This is a genomic window from Microbulbifer maximicatervae (SeqCode) (assembly GCF_056232625.1).
Window position 1 is genome coordinate 557,990 of the sequence record NZ_CP174324.1, and the last position, 18,975, is coordinate 576,964.

The following is an 18,975-nucleotide window of genomic DNA, read 5'->3' on the forward strand; positions in this document are numbered from 1 at the left end:
AACAGGCCATATTTCAGATGGCGAGATCGGGAGGTGAGGTGTTAGCACTCTCTTCCAGGCCTGGTTCCTATGAGATTGAGCCGGGCTTGCAAGTTCGGGCAAGTCGCCGCTGGTTTTCTTTCAAGTCAATGTGTTTTGGACCTGGTTTGCTACTGGATGTATGGCGTAGCAAAGCGAAAGTGTTGCACTTGCACTTTCCTTGGCCTTTTGGTGATCTTGCCTATCTGTTTGCAGGCAAGCGGCGCCCTTTAGTCGTGACTTACCATTCAGATGTGGTGAGACAGAAGTGGCTGCTTAAGCTTTATACCCCTCTTATGAATCGTTTCTTTGCCAAAGCGGATCGTATCGTAGCCACTTCAGAGCGGTATGTGGCAACAAGCCCTGTTTTACAGCGCTGGAAGCATAAGGTCTCTGTGATTCCCTTGGGGGTTGATGAGGATACCTTGCCGCCCCCGCGTGAAGACGACTTGAAGCGTATTGAGGGCACGTATGGCCAGGGTTTCATGCTTTTTGTTGGTGTTCTTCGTTACTATAAAGGCCTTGAATACCTGGTACGCGCAGCTGAGGGGGCTGGCTGCCGCATATTGATTGCGGGGGCGGGACCGGAAGAGGGGCGCATGCGGGCTCTTGTTTCTAAGCTAGGCCTGAATAACGTTGAATTTCTGGGGTTTGTGTCCGATGAAGAAAAGACCGCATTGTATAGACTGTGTGGTGCTGTAGTTTTTCCTTCTCATCTGCGTTCTGAAGCCTTTGGAGTCACCTTGGTTGAAGGGCTTATGGCCGGTAAGCCGCTAATAAGTTGTGAGATAGGCACCGGTACAAGCTTTGTAAATGAGAATGGTGTAACTGGCTACGTGATACCTCCCGCAGATAGCTCCGCGCTCCGGGCGGCTATGAATGACCTCAGCTCCAACCCTGAAAGAGCTAAGATAATGGGGGCTGCAGCCCGCCAGCGTTATGAAACCCTGTTCACAGGCGAGAAGATGCGAGAATCGTATCAAGAACTTTATCGGGAAGTTCTGGGGGCTGATGGTGGTGAGGTGATTGACTCCGACCGGAGCTCCTGTGCTTAGGATTGGTGTTGATGCCAGGCCATTGTCAGTTGTCACTACAGGTATTGGCCGTTATACGGAAGCCCTCATTGAGCGTATGGTAAAAAGTGGGCATGAATGGTTCCTTTATAGTGATGCGCCGCTCCCTGAGAGGTTCTGTGAGGCAGCTAATGTGGTTGTACGGACAGGGAAGGTTGGGCGTAAATCATTGGGTACTCTTTTTGCTCAAGCCCGCTTCCCATCTTGGGCTAAGCATGATGACTTGCAGGTATTCTGGTCCCCTAGGCATCATTTACCACTGATGATGCCGTCTTCGATAAGCCGGGTTGTGACGATTCACGACGTGGTTTGGGCGCGCTTTCCTGAAACTATGTCTGTATTTGGTAAATATCTCGAACGGGGGTTGATGCCCCGGTCTGTGAGTTCGGCGCAAGCGGTTATTGCGGTATCAGCATTTACTGCCGATGAGCTCACAGAACTAATGCCAAAGTCTGTGGGTAAGACCGTTGTTATTCCTGAAGCACCTTTCTTGGAAAATACTGACGACCGCATTGATGGGGAGTATTTCCTTTTCGTCGGTACCCTGGAGCCCCGGAAAAATTTGGAGCGCCTGCTGGCCGCATATCGAGCTTACTTAGATATGGCTACTCAAGGAGCATTGCCGCTTTATATTTGCGGTGGGCAAGGCTGGGGGCTGCCTCGATTAAGTGAAGTTATTGAGGGGTTGGGTTTAGGAGAAATGGTAAAGGTGCGGGGTTATGTGCCTGATCACGAGTTAAGTGGCTTGTATCATAATGCCAGAGCTTTACTAATCCCTTCGATTTATGAGGGGTTTGGACTGCCTATTGTTGAGGCATTTTCGCAGAACACGCCGGTTTTGACCTCTAATACTGGAGCTATGCGGGAGGTGGCTGGAGATGGAGCTATTTTAGTCGACCCTCTTTCGGTTTCTAGCATGGCTAATGGTATCCATCAGCTGCATTCAGATTTGGATTTGGTCCATAGTCTTCAGGAATCTGCATGCGATAGGGCAGATGAGTTTTCTTGGGATCAAGCAGCGGAAGCCACCTTGAAGGTGTTGGAGGAGGCTGCTATCTACGGATAGCAGGCTTTGGTTCATCTTTTTATAGCGCTAGCTTCTACGTCATTCTCTTTTCGGGCAGGTCTCTTGCGATTCCCTGAAGTATGTTTGTGTTCTGCGGTTTCAAGTGTGTGGGGCTTTAAGTCTTATCCAAATTTATTTTCTCATTGATTGTTTCGGTCTTCCCTTAAGGTTGTCAGGTTCTAACTGCCCTGGCTGCTGTCGAAATTCCCATCTATCTCTCTCCTGATCCAGTTGTTGAAATCCCCGCCCATCCTGTTTGTTGGCCAATGTTGTAGGTTGCTAATTCCAAGTGTTGTGCTAATCGTTTAGTCAGTGCGTGATGATTCAAATGTCTAACAATATCTGCAATTGGTGCTGCTATGCGGGCTAAATTTTCCGTGATTGTTCCGGTCTATCAGCAGTGGCACTTCATTGAGGAGCTGATTTGTTGCTTGGAGTCTCAGGTCATTTCAAAAGACCTTTTTGAGCTTGTACTGATATCAAACGACGGGAATTCTCCATCCTTTTTAGGGGGAGGGAGCTTCCAGGTTAAGAGAGGAAAGTGCAAAAAGCCTGGATCCTATGCGGCAAGAAACAGAGGGGCAGAGATAGCTGAAGGAGATTGGCTTATATTTACGGATGCTGATTGCCTGCCGGATTCAAAGTGGATAGCCGGAATTGATAGGGCGGTTGGGTGTTGGGGAGGGAGTGTAAAGTTATTTGCCGGTGATGTGCGAAGTCAAAAGCAATATGGATTTTCCAATATCTATGAAGTCTATGACTTTATGAGAGGGATACCACAAGAAGTTTACGTATCTGCAGGAGTTGCGGCTACAGCAAATATGGTAGTTGATCGGTTTTTGTTCCTGAAGTTTGGCGGCTTTAGTGAGAATTCCTTTTCGAGTGGTGATTTTGAGTTTTGCAGAAGGTTGAGGGTAAGAGGGTACCAAGTCTTATTTCTGAAATCTGCTTTTGTCCATCATCGAGTTAGATGCTCCTGGCAATCTGTAGCGACAAAAGCAAGGCGGATAAAGGGAGGGCAGTTTTTCCTCTCTCAAGGGGCAGGGAGGTTTAAGCTGATCCTATATACCCTTCTTCCGCCGGTAAGGTCGGTCGTATTTTTTTGGCGGAAAAGGGAAATTTATATTGGTTATAGATTGTTGGCAACTTTCGTTCAGATAAGGTTGTGGGGGGTTGAAATACGGGAGATGGCTCGCTTGATGTTAGGGGCGAAACCTGAGCGACATTGATCTTTGTAAATGTTTGGACGGTATTGGATGTGGAAAGGTGGTGCGCTTGTATACCAATAATTCTAACAGGCTGAGACATGAAAAAAGCATTAATAACCGGTGTAACAGGCCAGGATGGCTCTTATTTAGCTGAATTTCTATTGGCGAAAGGGTACGAGGTTCATGGAGTTAAAAGAAGGTCCTCTTCATTTAATACGAGCCGCATAGATCACTTGTACCAAGGGCCGCAAGATGATAGTAGAAGGTTTTTTCTTCACTATGGAGACCTTACCGATACGAGCAATTTGACCCGAATTCTTCAGGAGGTGCGGCCTGATGAAATCTATAATTTGGGTGCTCAGTCACATGTTGCGGTCAGTTTTGAATGCCCTGAATATACTGCAAATGTGAACGGGCTTGGAACCCTCAGAATACTTGAGGGGATGCGTCTTCTGGGGCTGGATAAAACCAGGTTTTACCAAGCCTCAACATCGGAGCTTTACGGTGCTGCCAAAGCTTCCCCTCAGAATGAAAACACTCCTTTTTACCCTCGCTCTCCATACTCAATTGCAAAATTGTTTGCTTATTGGACTGTGGTCAATTTCCGTGAGGCCTATGGCTTATATGCTTGCAATGGGATCTTATTTAATCACGAGTCATCACGGCGTGGTGAAACTTTTGTTACCCGAAAAATAACCCGAGGTTTGGCAAATGTTGCCCAAGGTTTAGAGCGTTGCTTGTATTTAGGGGAGCTGAATGCATTGAGGGACTGGGGCCATGCTAGAGACTATGTTGAAATGCAATGGTTGATGTTGCAGCAAGAAAGTCCTAAGGATTTTATCATCTCTACAGGGCTGCAATACTCCGTTCGGGATTTTGTTCGTAATTGTGCTCAAGAGTTAGGGATAGGGATAGAGTTTCATGGAGAGGGGCAGAAAGAGGTAGGTGTTGTTGCTTCAATTGTGGGAGAAGATGCTCCAGCAGTTAAGTGTGGAGATGTAATTGTTAAAGTGGACTCTCGTTATCTTCGCCCGACAGAGGTGGTGTCACTAGTAGGTGACGCCTCATTGGCTCGGCAAGAGCTGGGGTGGGCACCTAAAACAACCTTGAAAGATTTAGTTGGGGAGATGGTTAAGTATGATTTGAGGGAAGCGAAGCGGAATTTGTTGTTGGCTGGGAATGGTTATCGCACTGAGCCTATTTTTGAGGAGTAGTTAGTGAAATACTCCCAGAGAGTTTTTGTCGCAGGTCATCGGGGCATGGTTGGTTCGGCATTAATTCAGAGGCTGAGACCGGTAAAAAACTGTAAGGTCATTACTTGCCCTCGAGATTCGCTGGACTTGAAAGATACTAATGCTGTTTCTGATTTTTTTAATTCGGAATCGATTGATACTGTTTATTTGGCTGCGGCAAAGGTGGGGGGCATATTGGCGAATAGCAAGCTCCCAGCTGATTTTATTTACCAGAATCTGATGATTCAGTGCAATGTAATTCATGAGGCGCACAAGGCTGATATCCAAAATTTGCTGTTTATTGGGTCGTCTTGTATTTATCCAAGGAATTCCCCCCAACCGATACGGGAGCAGGACTTGCTTGGTGGCAGGTTGGAGCCGACTAACGAGCCTTACGCTATTGCCAAGATTGCCGGAATTAAGTTGTGCGAGTCGTACTCAAGGCAGTATGGACGTAACTATCGCAGTGTTATGCCGACAAACCTTTATGGTCCACATGACAACTTTGACTCTGCAAATTCACACGTTATCCCTGCATTAATACATCGTTTCCATAAGGCCAAAAATGAAGGGGTGCAGAATGTCAGGGTTTGGGGGAGTGGTGATGTTCGACGAGAATTTCTGTATGTAGAGGATATGGTTGATGCGTTGGTGTTTGTAATGGGTTTGGAAGATCGAGTATATCGATCCGTGACAGAGCCTATGTGCTCCCACCTAAATGTGGGTACTGGGGTGGATTGCACAGTTAAGGAGCTGGCTTATTTAATCGCCGAGATCACTGGGTTTGAGGGAAATATTACATTTGACAGGTCAATGCCTGATGGTGTGCCGCGGAAGTTGCTAGACACCTCAAAGCTATCGAAGTTGGGGTGGGATTCCCAGACTTCCTTGGGGGTAGGGTTAAAGAAAACATACGACTGGTATAGAAGTATTTTACGTTGATCGAATGTCAGATATTGTAATTTATACTAAAGTTCTCAAGAGAGGTTTTACTTTTCACGAAACGACAACTTGAGACTTTTTGTGATAAAAATAAGCCTGATAACAGTTTGTCTAAATAGTGCTGACACCATTCGCGACACAATACTATCCGTGTTGGCTCAAGATTATGCAAATATTGAGCATATAATTATTGATGGTGGCTCTACTGATGGCACGCTAGAGATAATATCTGAGTTTAAAGACCAAGTCGCGGCAGTTGTGTCTGAAAAAGACTCAGGTATTTATGATGCTATGAATAAAGGCATATGCCTGGCGTCTGGCGATATAGTCGGCACAATTAACTCTGATGATGTCTATTCTGATAGTCGTGTAATTTCAAATGTTGTTAATGAATTTTTAGTTTCGGGAGCCCAATCTGTCTATGCAGACCTGGAGATTGTGGCTCGCAATAACTTAAGCCAAAGAGTGCGTTTTTATGGCTCCAGTAAATTTAGGGTGTCTAAATTTCGCTGGGGCTGGATGCCACCCCATCCTACATTTTTTGTACGGCGAGACTGTTACAAAAAGCTAGGTTTATATAAAACCAACTACCGTGTTGCGGCAGATTTTGAATTGCTAGCTCGCTTTCTTCATCGGGATAAAATCAGCTTCAGGCGCTTGCCAAAATGTATTGTGAAAATGCGTGAAGGGGGTGTTAGTTCCCAGGGCGTTTGGGGGCGGATTCATCAAAACCTGGAAATTGTTAGGGCTTGCAAAGAAAATCACATCTACACAAACTTTTTCCTGATTCTATTTAAAGTACCTCTTAAATTACTCGAATACACAGGAATTGGCCTTACCCATAGGCGGTGAAGGCCAACCTTTCCCTGTTTGATTTGAAGTGACTCCTGCTAAGAGAACAGTGAGGGCAGGGCGCTATCCGTTTCACTGGGTTCACTTTCAGGTTTCGCGTTCAGTAATAAGTCGACTATTGCTTTCACCTTATCGATGTCCAAAGGGCTAGCCGGTGACTTGTAAATAGCGGCGTCCAGAACTGCTTGGAGCTGATCCAGCTCGGGGATGTGCAGTTGACTCGCGGTCTCAGCCAAGCTCTTCCCATTTACTTGCGGCCACTTTGCAGCAAGCCACTTTAAAGTGGCTTGCTGGATATGGATGGGGTTCTCACTCTCCAGAGCTTTTTTAAGGGTACGGGTTTCACGTTGTAAATCGGGAGCCTGGGTGTGGTTGCTCGGTATTTGCTGGGCGGGTTTGCGCCTCTGAAAGAAAAAGTACAGCACCCACAGTAAGTGAGAGGCAATCGCGATAATAGCCAGGTTGCGCCAAAAATGGCTCACCGTACCGACTTGTTCGGTGGGTGTAGCTGACTGAGGTACTTTAGCACTGGTTTCATTGTCGCTGGTTACTGCAGCAGCGGTACCGGAAACTGAGAAGCGGAATGCCGGTAGTTGAGTGGTGCGTTGTCGTTGGCTTTTTGTATCCCACCAGGTCACAGTGACGGGAGGAAGCTCGTAGTCCCCGGGTTGTGTAGCCACAATCGCGGTTGTCTCAATACGGCTTCCGGTAACGCCGTTGGGCCCAACCTGGTCTTCTTGTTGCGGTTGATCGGGGTAAGTTTTAAGGCCATCCACGTTGAGTTTGGGAAGTGGGGGCAACTGTGCGGCCCTGAGCCCTTCGGCACGTACGGTAAGAATTCGGGTAATAGGTTCGCCTACGGCAAAGGTGTCCGGGTCCTGGCTCCAGCTTTGAACAATGCCGAGACTGGCAGCGGGCAGCCATTGGCTGCCAGAGTAGTCAGCGGGTTTTGGCAGCACTTCGATAGACTTCTCTTGGGAGCGAAGTCGAAGCCTTTGGCTGTTGCGATTAAATAGGGAGAAGGGGTCCCTGCGCCCAGCGATGGCCACGTAGGTTAGTGCGGGGATGCTGAGCTTGCCTGAGCTATCAGGGAAAACGGCGTAGGTAACTTCGTAAACCGCATGGCTCACATCATTGAGCTTGCGCTCATATCGCTGCTCATCGACTTTTTCTGCATGAGCGCCGGCAACCTTGAGAGGCTCTGTTGCGATATCGTGTAAGCCGATAGTGGTGTACAGGCGAATTTTTACCAGCAGTTGCTCTTGGACATAGACCTTTTCCTTGTCGAGTGTTACTTCCAGAAAAGCCTGCTTTTCACCGCCGTTAGGTCCACTTTGCGCCTCGGTGACCGTGACGGGAACCGCATCGGAAACCTCTCCTTGATAGTTAAAAGAGGGGATAAACAGTTTGCCTTCCCGTTTGGGGGCTAGCGCCAGTACCCACTCGACAAAACTCTCTGCACGGCCATTGATAACGCGATACTGGTTGGACTGTTGGCGTGAGAGAATATCGAAATCCTGTTCCAACAAGTCAAAGTCCGGTTGTCCACCACTTTTGTCTCCTGAATAGCGCACACGTAAATTGACTGTCTCATCAATTCCAATCTTATCTCTATCGACCGTTGCGCTGAGATCGCTTGCTAAAACCGGTGTCGACAGACAAAGTGCTATTGCAAGAAGTAGCAAAGCGAAGGCATGGCTGAGTGGGAGGCTCCAAAGTTTTATTCGGTTGTTAATGATTGCGTCCATAGGCTGTTTTGAAATCAGTGTCCTTGAATCCAGCGACATTGTTCTACTGTTCTTTACCATCTTTGTGTCGCCCCATTTTCCGGTGGCTCCCATTCTCCGCTGCGATAGGCGCGGCGCCTTTGCAGGCTCTCGTATTTGAATTTCTCGCGCATCAGGCCGGCTGGATCATCGGGAATTTGACGGAGCCATTGGTCCAGGGCTTGCTGGGTTTCCTGGTCGAGTGGGCTTTCTTCAGCGCCAGTAGGTTGCGATTCCCCTTGCGGCGGTTGTTCTTCACCCTGTTGTTCACCTTGCTGTTGTTGTTCGCTCTCCTGCTCTTCCTGGCTCTTTTCTTGGGAGCCCTTCTGCTCCTCACCTTGGGGCTGTTGCTCAGAGGACTCTGGTGAACCAGAGGGCTGTTGATTATTGCCTTGTTGTTGCTGCTCGCTGGACTGCTGTTCGTTGTTCTCAGCTTGCTGCTCTTGGTTTTGCTGTTGTTCCTGGCTCTGCTGCTGGCCCTGCTGGTTCTGTTCCTGCTCGCTTTGCTGCTGTTCACCGGACTGCTGTTGGGATTGCTGCTGTTTTTCTTGCAGCTCTTTCAGCTTTTCAGCAATTTCTCGATTGTGCTCGGCATCGGCAAACTCGGGCTGCTTTTGCAGGGCTTCATCGTAAGCCTCGATAGCTTTATCGTAGTCCCCCTGTTGCACCAGGCTGTTGCCAAGATTGTACAAGCTCTGTGAATTATTACTTTGGGCGAAATTTTCCTGAGCCTCTGCGTAGTTGCCTGCGCGATAGTTGGCAGTGCCTTTCCATTCGGGATTATGAAATTCTTGCGCGGCCTCTGCCGGCTGTCCCTCTTCTAATAGGCGCTGGCCCTGCTGGTCTTTGCGTTGCCATAAATCCTGCCACTCAATAGCCTGGCTTTCACTTGAAATCCCAGTTAGCAACAGTAAGGGCAGGGCGCATGCCAGAGCTCCCCGACGGAAGAGTAGGGCTGCAAAAGGTAGTATTAAAAGGAGTAATAGCGGCCCTTCATCCCGCCATTGGTCGAACTCCCTTTCAGTGAGCTGCGCTTGTTGCGGGCTGTTAGTTTGAGGCAGTAAATAGTCGATATCGCTGTCATTTACCGTAATTTTGGCAAAACGCCCTCCGCTGGACTGGGCGAGCTGGCGAAGCTCAGCGGCATTGAAATTGGAGATGACGATGGCCCCTTTACTATCGGTCACAAATCCACCGGTATTTCCCCTAGGGATGGGGCTGCCCTCGCCGCTGCCCACGGCGAGTATGCTCATCTCAACTTTTGCGTTGGACAGAGCTTTGGCGACCTCATCGGCGGCCATTGAGTCTATGCCGTCGGTAACGGCAAGTAATTGCCCGCGCCCGGCAGCTCCGTCCTTTAACAGGCGAATCCCGGTATCGACGGCCATTTCGATATTGCTGCCGGGGACTGGCATGATTGAGGGCGACAACGCGGGTACCAGATTGGCGATAGTAGCCGTGTCCTCGGTAAGAGGGGTGACGACATGGGCTTCTCCGGCATAGGCGACGAGTGCGGTGAGGCCGTCTTTTCTCTGGCGCAAAATATCCAAAATTTTAAGGCGGGCGCGGGTTAGTCGATTGGGTGAGAGATCTGTCGCCATCATGGACGGTGACAAGTCTAGCAGTATGACCAGGGCATCCTGGTTGCTGTACACCGGGGTTGGCAGCTTGCGCCAGGCAGGGCCCGCCAGAGCGATAATCATCGCGACCAGCAGCGCAAATATTAATGCGAATAACCAGGGTCTTTTACTGCCACCGCGCAGTAGAAGGTGAGGCAGCAGATCTGGGTCTATGACCTTTTGCAGTTGAGCGCTGTTGAGCACCATCTTTGCCAACCCCCAGCAGAGTAGTGCTGCGGGAATTAGCAGCCACAGAACCCCAGGGCGCAGGAAGTGGAAGGATTGGATTAGGTCGAGCATATTCACTGGGCTTGACCTCCATTGTTACGACTTACCTCTTCTCGTCTGGCAGGGAGCTGAAAATTGCTCGCCAGGGGAATCAGGGCCCAAATTCCAGCCAGTAGTAGGGCGATACTAAGGGGCCAGGTGAACAGGGACTTCATGGGACGGTAACTTTCCGCTTCCTGTTCGACAGGCTCTAACTTATCCAGTTCGGCATAGATTTCTGCCAGCTCTTGCGGGTTGTGGGCGCGGAAATAGCGGCCACCGGTTTTGTCGGCGATTTCCTTGAGTGTCTTGCTGTCGAGGTCTCGCGAAGGGTTAATTCTGCGGCTGCCAAAACGGCTCCCCAGAAGGCCGGGTTGAACCATTTCGTCGGCACCTACACCGATGGTGTAAACCGTAATGCCCGCTTGCTGTGCCAGTTCGGCAGCTTTGAGCGGGGAGACTTCCCCCGCAGTGTTGGCGCCATCGGTGAGGAGTATCAGCACGCGTTGCTCTGCGGGGCGTTGGGTCAGGCGTTTGACCGATAGCCCAATGGCATCGCCGATGGCAGTTCCCTGTCCAGCAAAGCCGATCTGGGCCTCTTTTAGTAGAGTTTCTACCGTCTCTCTGTCGTAGGTAAGTGGGGCTTGCAGGTAGGCGCGAGTACCAAACAGTACCAGCCCCAAACGGTCACCTTTGCGCCGTTCAACAAAGTCACCAACCACTTGTTTTACTGCATTGATACGCATCGCCGGTCGCCCATTAATCACCATATCGGGCGTTTCCATGCTGCCTGAAATATCTACGGCAATAAGGAGATCCCTTGCGCTGCTGGGTTGAGATATCGGCTCCCCATACCACCGGGGACGGGCTGCGGCGCTGATTAAAAGCAGCCAGATCAGAATCAGCAAAAAGAGATTGAGCAGATTGCTTTGTTCACCGCCGCCGCGTTGGGATAGCTCCGAATAAAATGGCACCTTCAGGGCACTGCTCATGGGTTTGGAGCGGGGTAGCAGCCAGCGGGCGAGCAGCGGGAGTGGGGCTAAAAAGAAAACCCATGGCCAGGCGAATTCAAACATGCGCGGCCTCCCCTCCCTGGTGTTGTGGGCTATTGTTGGTGGGTTGTCCGTGCTGCTTCACCCATAAAATGGCATATTCCTGTAGCGCTCGGTTTTTGTCTGGGGCACAGCTGCCGCGATAGAGGTTTTCAATGAGTGCTTGTTGCGCATCAGAGGGGCACTCGAGTGGGGCTGACTTTTTCAGGAATTCGACCCATGCTGTGCCGATAAGATTGCCGCACTCTGTACGGCTATAGGTTGTAATTGCCACTCGCTTAAGTATTTCATTAATTTCTGGTACTGCATCCGCCTCCTCAGTATTTACTGCAGCGAGCAGTGAAGCTGCTTCGACACGATAGCGATTGCGTTCAATTTTTTTGCGCCGCTGCCGCCACCATAGAGCAGCGGCGGCCACACAGACAAGAATTAATACGGCCAACATCCACCAGCCTGGAGCGGGTGGCCACCAATTAACCGCATTGGGCTCTTGTATATCGCGGAGTTGCGATAACAGTTCCTGGGCCTCGGGCGAAGGCGCTTGCGGTGTTGGGGATTGCATTTGTTTTGCCAGAAGACTTCCTTTTATCACGACTGGCCCTCAATTAAATTGCCAGTGCGTTTTGCCTTCGCTCCTTGGTTCGCCAAAACACTGGCGACTAGCTTTTTCTGCACTTTCAAACTCATTACTACTTGGGCCTTCTCGTATTTTGCCAGCCATTATTTCTTTGCCGCGAGCCGTAGACGGACATCAGTGCTGGAATAAGCGGTTGGGTGTTATCAAAGTCCAGCAACGGCAGCCGATAACGCCGGCACAGTTGTTCAACCTCGACGCGGGCTCGGGCTTGCTTTTCGGCAAAATGTTCGTGTACCGGCCGATTGCCGGCATGAAGGAATGTGCGCTGGCGACCGTCAGATATAGTGAGGGATTGGCCGGGCAGATGTTGCTCCAGCGGGTCCGATACCCTCAGCACCTGCAGATCGGCATGGCGGGATAAAAGATAGAGTGGCTGTGAGCAGCTCTCGTCGAGATCATGACAATCACTGATTAAAAAGAGTGCACTTCCAGGGCGTGCGATTCTTCGCGCTTCCTCCAGCAATGTTTTCAGTGTTTGGCTGCCCTGTTCGGGGACGGGGCTGTTCAGTTCCGCAGCGCGGGCAACCGTACTGTGAATCATCGAAAGTACGGCGTGGTGGCTGCGGCGCGGGCGCACTGTGTCTATTTCCCGGTCGGAGAAAAGTAGCGCCCCGATCCGATCGCTGTGCTGTAAACCAGCCCAACCCAGTGCCGCAGCGATGCCGCTAGCCGTCACCGATTTAAATGCCCTTTGGCTGCCAAAAAACATCGGCGAGCGCAAATCCAACAGGATAACTACCGGGCGTTCGCGCTCCTCTTGGTAAAGTTTGGTGTGGGTTTGGCCGGTTCGAGCTGTTACGCGCCAGTCAATGGAGCGCACATCATCGCCGGCCTGGTAGTTCCGCACTTCCTCAAAATTCATGCCGCGGCCGCGGTAGCGAGTGAGCAGGCTGCCGGCCTGATCACTGCGGGCCAGGCGCGGTTTGAATAATTGCAACTGCCGTGCGGCGTAGCGCATTTGTACCAACGGCGTTACTTCGGGATAAGCCCCGCGCAGTTCGAGCTCAGTTGGGGATGCTTCGGCGGACATCAGATCGCAGGCACCTGTTGAAGTAATCGCTCAATTACCTGGTCGGTAGTAATTCCCGCCGCTTCCGCCTCAAAACTCAACAGGAGTCGGTGGCGTAAAATATCGGGAGCGACATTCATTACATCATCTGGGGTGACGTAGTCGCGCCCAGCGAGCCAGGCGTGAGCGCGCGCGCAGCGATCCAATGCAATTGTTGCTCTCGGACTTGCACCAAAATCTAGCCATGACGCCAGCTCGCTGTCATACTTCGCCGGCTCGCGAGTAGCAATGACAAGTTGGACAGTATAGGTTTCCACGGCCTCAACCATCTGCATTTCCAGAATTTGGTTGCGCGCCTGAAGAATGGTCTCTTGGCTGATAATTTCAGTGGGGCGATTTTCGCCAAGGCTAGCCTCGGATCTGGCCAGGCGCAGGATTTTTGCTTCCGCCTCCGCATTGGGATAGGCAAGATTTACCTGCATTAGGAATCTATCTAATTGTGCCTCTGGCAGAGGATAAGTCCCTTCCTGCTCAATAGGGTTTTGGGTAGCCATTACCAAAAATAACTGGGGAAGGGGATAAGTTTTTCGGCCGACACTGATCTGCCGTTCTGCCATAGCTTCGAGCAGCGCCGACTGAACTTTGGCTGGCGCACGGTTAATCTCATCGGCCAGTATCAGGTTGTGAAACACTGGACCTGGTTGAAAATGGAACTCTCCGGTTTCCGGCCGGTAAATGTCGGTGCCGGTAATATCCGCCGGAAGCAGATCTGGCGTAAATTGAACGCGATGGAAGTCACCCTCAATAGCTTCGCCCAGTGTTTTAATGGCCTTGGTTTTGGCCAGGCCTGGCGCTCCCTCCACCAAAAGGTGGCCATCGGCCAGCATGGCGATCAGCAATCGGTTAACCAATCTCTCTTGACCGATAATCTGCTCTTCCAACCAATCGCCCAAAGCGGCGATATGATCCCTAATAGTCTGGTTTGCTTCCATAGTATCTCTTCTTCTGAGAATTTAGCCGCCGCACGGACCTGGCTGGCTTTCTACCATCTATATATAGTCGCCGCCGAGAAGGTGGCGACTGATGATTTTAGCGGCACCAAATGAAGAGGCAACTCTTGAGACGTAGGCCTCTGCCGAGCCGACTAGATTCTGAGGTGGAATGGACTTCTCCTCACTGTCTGACTGAAAGTGTAATTTTTAGGACTCGACCCTGCAGCTGCGTATGGGCTGAGATGATGACCTTTTCGGATCTACAGTGTTTGGATTCGATGTGACAAAAATGAGATTGGGAGGTTCCCCGTGAATATGGCGACGGTTATTACCGACAGCCGTGAAGAATTAGTTGCGCAGATTTGCGAGCTGATTCGTGACAAGCTGACCAGCGAAGCCGAACCCGTTGTGGCTTTTGCCCAGCAGTTCCTCAATCAGTACCCATTGGAGGATCTGGCCGGTCGTCGTCTTGTTGACGTCTATGGCTGCATATACACCTGGTGGAACTTTATTCAACAGCGCCCGGGCGGCCTACCCAAGGTGAAGGTCTTTAACCCCCGCCTCGAAGACGATGGTTGGGAGTGCTCGCATACGGTCATTGGTGTGCTGCAGCGGGATATGCCATTCCTGGTGGACTCCATTCGCATGGAGATCAATCGCCGAAATACAGTGACTCATTCGATAAAGAGTACAGTAGTTCGAGTTGAGCGCGATGCCAAGGGGAAACTGACTCGCCTGTTGCCACCAGAGGAAGAGTTGCTGGGTGAAAAGCCGCAGGCAAAAGGGAAGCGCATTACGAATGAAGCGATGATTTATGTCGAGATTAATCACGACACTTCATCTGAGTTCGCTTCAGGCATGATGACTGGCTTAAAAGACGTACTCGGCGATGTGGAGCTGGTAGTGGACGACTATGTCCCGATGCTGGAAACCTGCAGCGCAATGGAGGGGCAGTTACAGGCGGGACTTCCAGACGAAGACACCAACCTATTGGAAGCCAGTGCATTTTTGCAGTGGATGCGCGACGGTAACTTCACCTTCCTGGGATATCGCGAATACGAGTTCAGTGTTGTCGGGGATAAAAAAATCCTCAATGAAGTTGAAGACCGCAGGCTCGGTATTTTCAAAAAGTTGGAAGAGGCCGCGCCGATGCTGGAAACCTCTTTTAGTGAGGGCAAGCAGCGTTTCTACCAAGGGCCCAATTACCTGACATTTGCCAAGTCCTCCGTTAAGTCCCGGGTGCACCGCACGGCCTATTCGGACTACGTGATGATTAAGCGCTACAACACCGATGGTGAGGTGATTGGTGAAGCGGCGTTTATGGGGCTTTATACCTCGCCGGTTTACACCGAGAGCCCGGCGAAAATTCCGATTATTCGCCGCAAGATGGCCTCGATCATCGAGTCTAGCGGTCTCTCCGGGCAGGGGCACGATGGCAAAGCCCTGCGCCGGATTCTCGATACCTTCCCAAGGGATGAACTTTTCCAGGGCAGTACCAAAGAGCTGTTTGACGTGGTAATGGGGGTGCTGCAATTAAATGAGCGGGCTCACCTTCGTCTGTTTATGCGTCGCGACCCCTTTGGTAAATTCGTTACTGCCACGGTATACGTTCCCCGTGAGCTGTTTAACAGTGATGTGCGCGAGGTGATTTGCGCGCATATTGCCAAAGCGATTAATGCGAAGGACTCGGACTTCACCACTTTCTTCTCCGAATCCATTCTCGCGCGGGTTCATTTTGTTTTCCGCGTGTCCCCCGATGAGCCTATTGATTTTGATGCCGCGCTGCTGGAGGCGCAAATTGTGGATATTACCCGCTCCTGGGAAGATGTTTTCCAAAGATCACTAATTGAAAATAGCGGGGAAGAAGAGGGCAGCCGTCTCTATCGTACTTTTGGCCGCGCCTTCCCGGCGGGGTACCGTGAAGACTTTGAGCCTCGTATTGCGGTGCAGGATGTAGCAGCCGTTCAGAGCCTCAGTGAAGATAACCGGGTAGCAATGAGTTTCTACCAGCCGGTGGGGGCCGCTCAGGGCAGCCTGCGGTTCAAGGTATTCAACTGGGGCAGCGGCCTGACGCTCTCCGACGTGATTCCCGTGCTGGAAAATCTGGGCTTGCGGGTTATTGGTGAATTTCCCTATACGATTCGCCCCCGTGGCTATACCGATGTGTGGATGCACGAATTCCATCTGGAATTTGGTTTGCCCACAAAAATTGATGCGCAGGCATCCCGTGGCCTGTTCCAGGATGCGTTCGCGGCGATCTGGAATCACACGGCGGAAAGCGATGCCTTCAATCGCCTGGTGCTGGCCGCCCGCCTTAACTGGCGCGAAGTATCCATGCTTCGTGCCTACGCCCGTTACCTGAAGCAAACCAAGTCCGGTGCCAGCCAGAGCTATATTGCCGCTACCCTGGCCAGCCACGTGGATATCACCCGCAACCTGGTAGCCTTGTTTAGGGCGATGTTCGATCCCCGTTTAAGCACTGGTAAGCAGGAGCAGCCCCGTGTCGAGCGCTTGATCGCTAAAATTCACGACGGTTTGGATGCGGTTGATAACCTGAATGAAGATTTGGTTCTGCGCCGTTATTTGGAATTAATCCTGGCAACCCTGCGCACTAACTTCTTCCAGGTGGATGATGAAGGGCAGCCCAAGGATTATATTTCGATCAAATTCAGCCCCCGGGATATTCCCGGTATCCCCGAACCCCGCCCGGAGTTTGAGATTTTTGTTTACTCCCCTCGCGTGGAAGGTGTGCACTTGCGCGGCAGTAAAGTCGCTCGCGGGGGCCTGCGTTGGTCTGACCGACTGGAAGATTTCCGCACAGAAGTTCTGGGCTTGGTAAAAGCCCAAGCGGTGAAAAATGCAGTTATTGTACCCAGTGGTGCAAAAGGTGGCTTTGTCGTTCGACGCCCGCCTACCGATGGCAGCCGCGAAGCCATGATGGAAGAGGGAATCTCCTGTTACAAAACCTTTATTCGCGGCCTTTTGGATATCACTGACAATCTAAAAGATGGCGAAGTTGTACCGCCCAAATATGTTGTTCGCCGGGATGAGGATGACCCCTACCTGGTAGTAGCTGCGGATAAAGGGACGGCGACTTTCTCAGATATTGCCAACGGCATTGCTGGGGAGTATGGCTTCTGGATGGGCGACGCTTTCGCCTCCGGTGGCAGCCAGGGATACGATCATAAGAAAATGGGTATTACAGCCCGTGGAGCCTGGGTATCGGTGCAGCGCCACTTCCGTGAGATGGGGGTGGATGTCCAGAAAGAAAACTTCTCTGTTGTCGGCATTGGCGATATGGGTGGAGATGTTTTTGGTAACGGCATGTTGCTGTCTGAGCATATCTGCCTGAAAGCGGCCTTTAACCACCTGCATATTTTTGTGGACCCCAATCCGGATGCAGAATCCAGCTTTAAAGAGCGCCAGCGTTTGTTCGCCTTGCCTCGGTCGAGCTGGAGAGATTACGAGCGCAAATTAATTTCTAAAGGTGGTGGTATCTTCGAGCGTCGCGCCAAGGCCATTGCTATTACGCCCGAAATGAAAGAAGCGTTTGATATCAAACAGGATCAACTGAACCCCAACGAGCTGATTAGTGCCTTGCTCAGAGCGCCGGTGGATCTGATCTGGAATGGCGGTATTGGCACTTATGTTAAGGCTACTACCGAGACGGACTCCGAAGTTGGTGACAAGTCCAATGATCACTTGCGCGTTGATGGTCGGGAGTTGCGTGCCAAAGTCTTTGGCGAGGGCGGCAACCTGGGTATGACCCAGCGTGGACGTATTGAGTTTGCTCTCAATGGTGGGCGTTGTAACACCGACTTTATCGATAATGCGGCTGGTGTGGATTGTTCTGACCACGAGGTAAATATCAAGATCCTTCTGGATAAAGTCGTTGCCCAGGGTGATTTGACTGAAAAGCAGCGCAATGAGCTGCTGGATGGGATGACCGATGCTGTCGGTGAATTGGTGCTGCACAATAACTATGAGCAGACTTTTGCCCTCAGTGTGGCGGAATATCAGGTTGCCAAGCGCCTGGACGAGTACCGCAGAACCATCAACACTTTGGAAGACGACGGCCGATTGAACCGCGCGCTGGAGTTTATTCCTGACAACGAGCAGATTTCTGAGCGCGAGCACAAAGGGCAGTCCCTGACCCGCCCCGAATTATCGGTTCTAATTTCATACGTGAAGGTCAAGTTGAAAGAAGAGCTGCAAAATGCACAAATCACCGACAATGAGCGGGTGCGTTTTGCGGTTGAGTCTGCATTCCCGGAAAAATTGGTCGAGCGTTATCGCGACCAAGTCTATGACCATCCGCTGTTGCGCCAGATCGTGGCTACCCAGGTTGCCAATGAGATGGTTAACAGTATGGGTATCACCTTCTACAACCGTATCGGTACAGCTACTGGCGCCGATGTGAACGATGTAACTGCCGCTTATGTCAGCGCTCGTGATGTGTACGAGATGCACGACTTCCAGGAGCAGCTGGCTGCGCTGGACTACAAGGTGCCAGCGGAGCTGCAAACAGAACTGCTGAACTCGATGATAGGCCGTGTGCGCCGGGCAACCCGGTGGTTCCTGCGCAATCGCCGCAATGAGTTGGAGCCAGCTACCAACTGCGAGCTGTTCCAGGAGCCGGTACAGCGGGTGATTACAGCGTTGCCGCAGGTCTTGAGTGGCGAGCCCCTTAACGAATGGGAGCAGCGCTACCAGAAACTCCTGGAAGCAGGGGTACCAGAGGCCCTGGCCCTGCTGTCGGCGTCGCCCACCTACCTCTACTCGGCACTGGGTATTTCCGAGTCGGCGCGAGCTAGCGATACTCCCGTAGAGGAAGTTGCCACGGTTTACTTCAGGCTGTCGGATGAGTTGAACCTGCACTGGTTTGGCAATCTGATCGTCGACTTGCCGGTAGACAGCTTCTGGCAGGCGCAGGCCCGGGAGACCAGTATGGATGACCTGGACAGCCAGTTGTCGACACTGGCAGTGAACATTCTCCGCTTAGGCAAGGCTGAAAATCTTGATGTAGAGGGTGCAATGTCCCGCTGGAGCGCTATCATGGCGCCCGCAATTCAACGCTGGCACAATATGATTGCCGAGTTGAAGTCTACTTCTGTCGGTGACTTTGCGATGTTCACTGTGGCTTTGCGCGAGTTAATGTATCTCGCCCACGCCACTGCGGACCGGGAAACTTTGGCAGAACAGTAGCGGAATAGAGCCCAGGGGCCGCTCAAAGGCCCCTGTA

General features: G+C 51.2%; 13 protein-coding genes. 7 read left to right on the plus strand and 6 right to left on the minus strand.

Annotated elements, in window-relative coordinates; translation table 11 throughout:
* Positions 1-17: 17 nt before the first annotated feature.
* The 6 genes from ACJJI6_RS02515 (at position 18) to ACJJI6_RS02540 (ending at position 6,391) form a co-directional block, all read left to right on the plus strand.
* Entirely contained in the window at positions 18-1,073 is a 1,056-nt protein-coding gene (locus tag ACJJI6_RS02515) for a glycosyltransferase (protein WP_475712419.1), read from the plus strand.
* On the plus strand, positions 1,066-2,157 hold the full coding sequence (locus ACJJI6_RS02520) for a glycosyltransferase family 4 protein (protein ID WP_475712420.1): 1,092 nt from the start codon (positions 1,066-1,068) through the stop codon (positions 2,155-2,157). Before ACJJI6_RS02515 ends, ACJJI6_RS02520 begins: the two co-directional genes overlap by 8 nt.
* Before the next feature lie 359 nt (positions 2,158-2,516).
* A complete protein-coding gene (locus tag ACJJI6_RS02525) occupies positions 2,517-3,386 on the plus strand; it encodes a glycosyltransferase family 2 protein (protein ID WP_475712421.1) in 870 nt (289 codons plus the stop codon).
* Between the two features lie 77 nt (positions 3,387-3,463).
* Complete coding sequence (gene gmd / locus ACJJI6_RS02530) at positions 3,464-4,579, plus strand: GDP-mannose 4,6-dehydratase (protein ID WP_475712422.1); 1,116 nt, start codon at positions 3,464-3,466, stop codon at positions 4,577-4,579.
* A gap of 3 nt (positions 4,580-4,582) precedes the next feature.
* Positions 4,583-5,539, plus strand: coding sequence for a GDP-L-fucose synthase family protein (locus ACJJI6_RS02535; RefSeq protein ID WP_475712423.1), 957 nt, complete (start codon positions 4,583-4,585; stop codon positions 5,537-5,539).
* An 81-nt stretch (positions 5,540-5,620) separates the two neighbouring features.
* Positions 5,621-6,391 (plus strand): glycosyltransferase family 2 protein, encoded by a 771-nt coding sequence (locus ACJJI6_RS02540; protein ID WP_444897711.1) that lies wholly within the window; start codon positions 5,621-5,623, stop codon positions 6,389-6,391.
* A gap of 38 nt (positions 6,392-6,429) precedes the next feature.
* On the opposite strand, the gene ACJJI6_RS02545 is transcribed toward ACJJI6_RS02540, so the two are convergent.
* The 6 genes from ACJJI6_RS02545 to ACJJI6_RS02570 form a co-directional block, all read right to left on the minus strand.
* Positions 6,430-8,199 carry a BatD family protein gene (locus tag ACJJI6_RS02545; RefSeq protein WP_475712424.1) on the minus strand — a complete coding sequence of 590 codons (1,770 nt, stop codon included), beginning with the start codon at positions 8,197-8,199 and terminating at the stop codon, positions 6,430-6,432.
* The gene (locus ACJJI6_RS02550) at positions 8,193-10,076 is read right to left on the minus strand and encodes a VWA domain-containing protein (RefSeq protein ID WP_475713434.1); all 1,884 of its coding nucleotides are present in this window, start codon (positions 10,074-10,076) and stop codon (positions 8,193-8,195) included. Before ACJJI6_RS02550 ends, ACJJI6_RS02545 begins: the two co-directional genes overlap by 7 nt.
* A gap of 2 nt (positions 10,077-10,078) precedes the next feature.
* Positions 10,079-11,119, minus strand: a complete 1,041-nt coding sequence (locus ACJJI6_RS02555) for a vWA domain-containing protein (RefSeq protein WP_444897709.1) — start codon at positions 11,117-11,119, stop codon at positions 10,079-10,081.
* A complete protein-coding gene (locus ACJJI6_RS02560; protein WP_475712425.1) occupies positions 11,112-11,657 on the minus strand; it encodes a DUF4381 domain-containing protein in 546 nt (181 codons plus the stop codon). Before ACJJI6_RS02560 ends, ACJJI6_RS02555 begins: the two co-directional genes overlap by 8 nt.
* A 127-nt stretch (positions 11,658-11,784) precedes the next feature.
* Positions 11,785-12,762, minus strand: coding sequence for a DUF58 domain-containing protein (locus tag ACJJI6_RS02565; protein WP_475712426.1), 978 nt, complete (start codon positions 12,760-12,762; stop codon positions 11,785-11,787).
* Positions 12,762-13,733 (minus strand): AAA family ATPase, encoded by a 972-nt coding sequence (locus ACJJI6_RS02570; protein ID WP_282932305.1) that lies wholly within the window; start codon positions 13,731-13,733, stop codon positions 12,762-12,764. The genes ACJJI6_RS02565 and ACJJI6_RS02570 overlap by 1 nt, the downstream gene beginning before the upstream one ends.
* 309 nt (positions 13,734-14,042) lie before the next feature.
* Between ACJJI6_RS02570 and ACJJI6_RS02575 the strand changes: the two genes are divergently transcribed.
* Positions 14,043-18,938 (plus strand): NAD-glutamate dehydrogenase, encoded by a 4,896-nt coding sequence (locus ACJJI6_RS02575; RefSeq protein ID WP_475712427.1) that lies wholly within the window; start codon positions 14,043-14,045, stop codon positions 18,936-18,938.
* Positions 18,939-18,975: the final 37 nt, after the last annotated feature.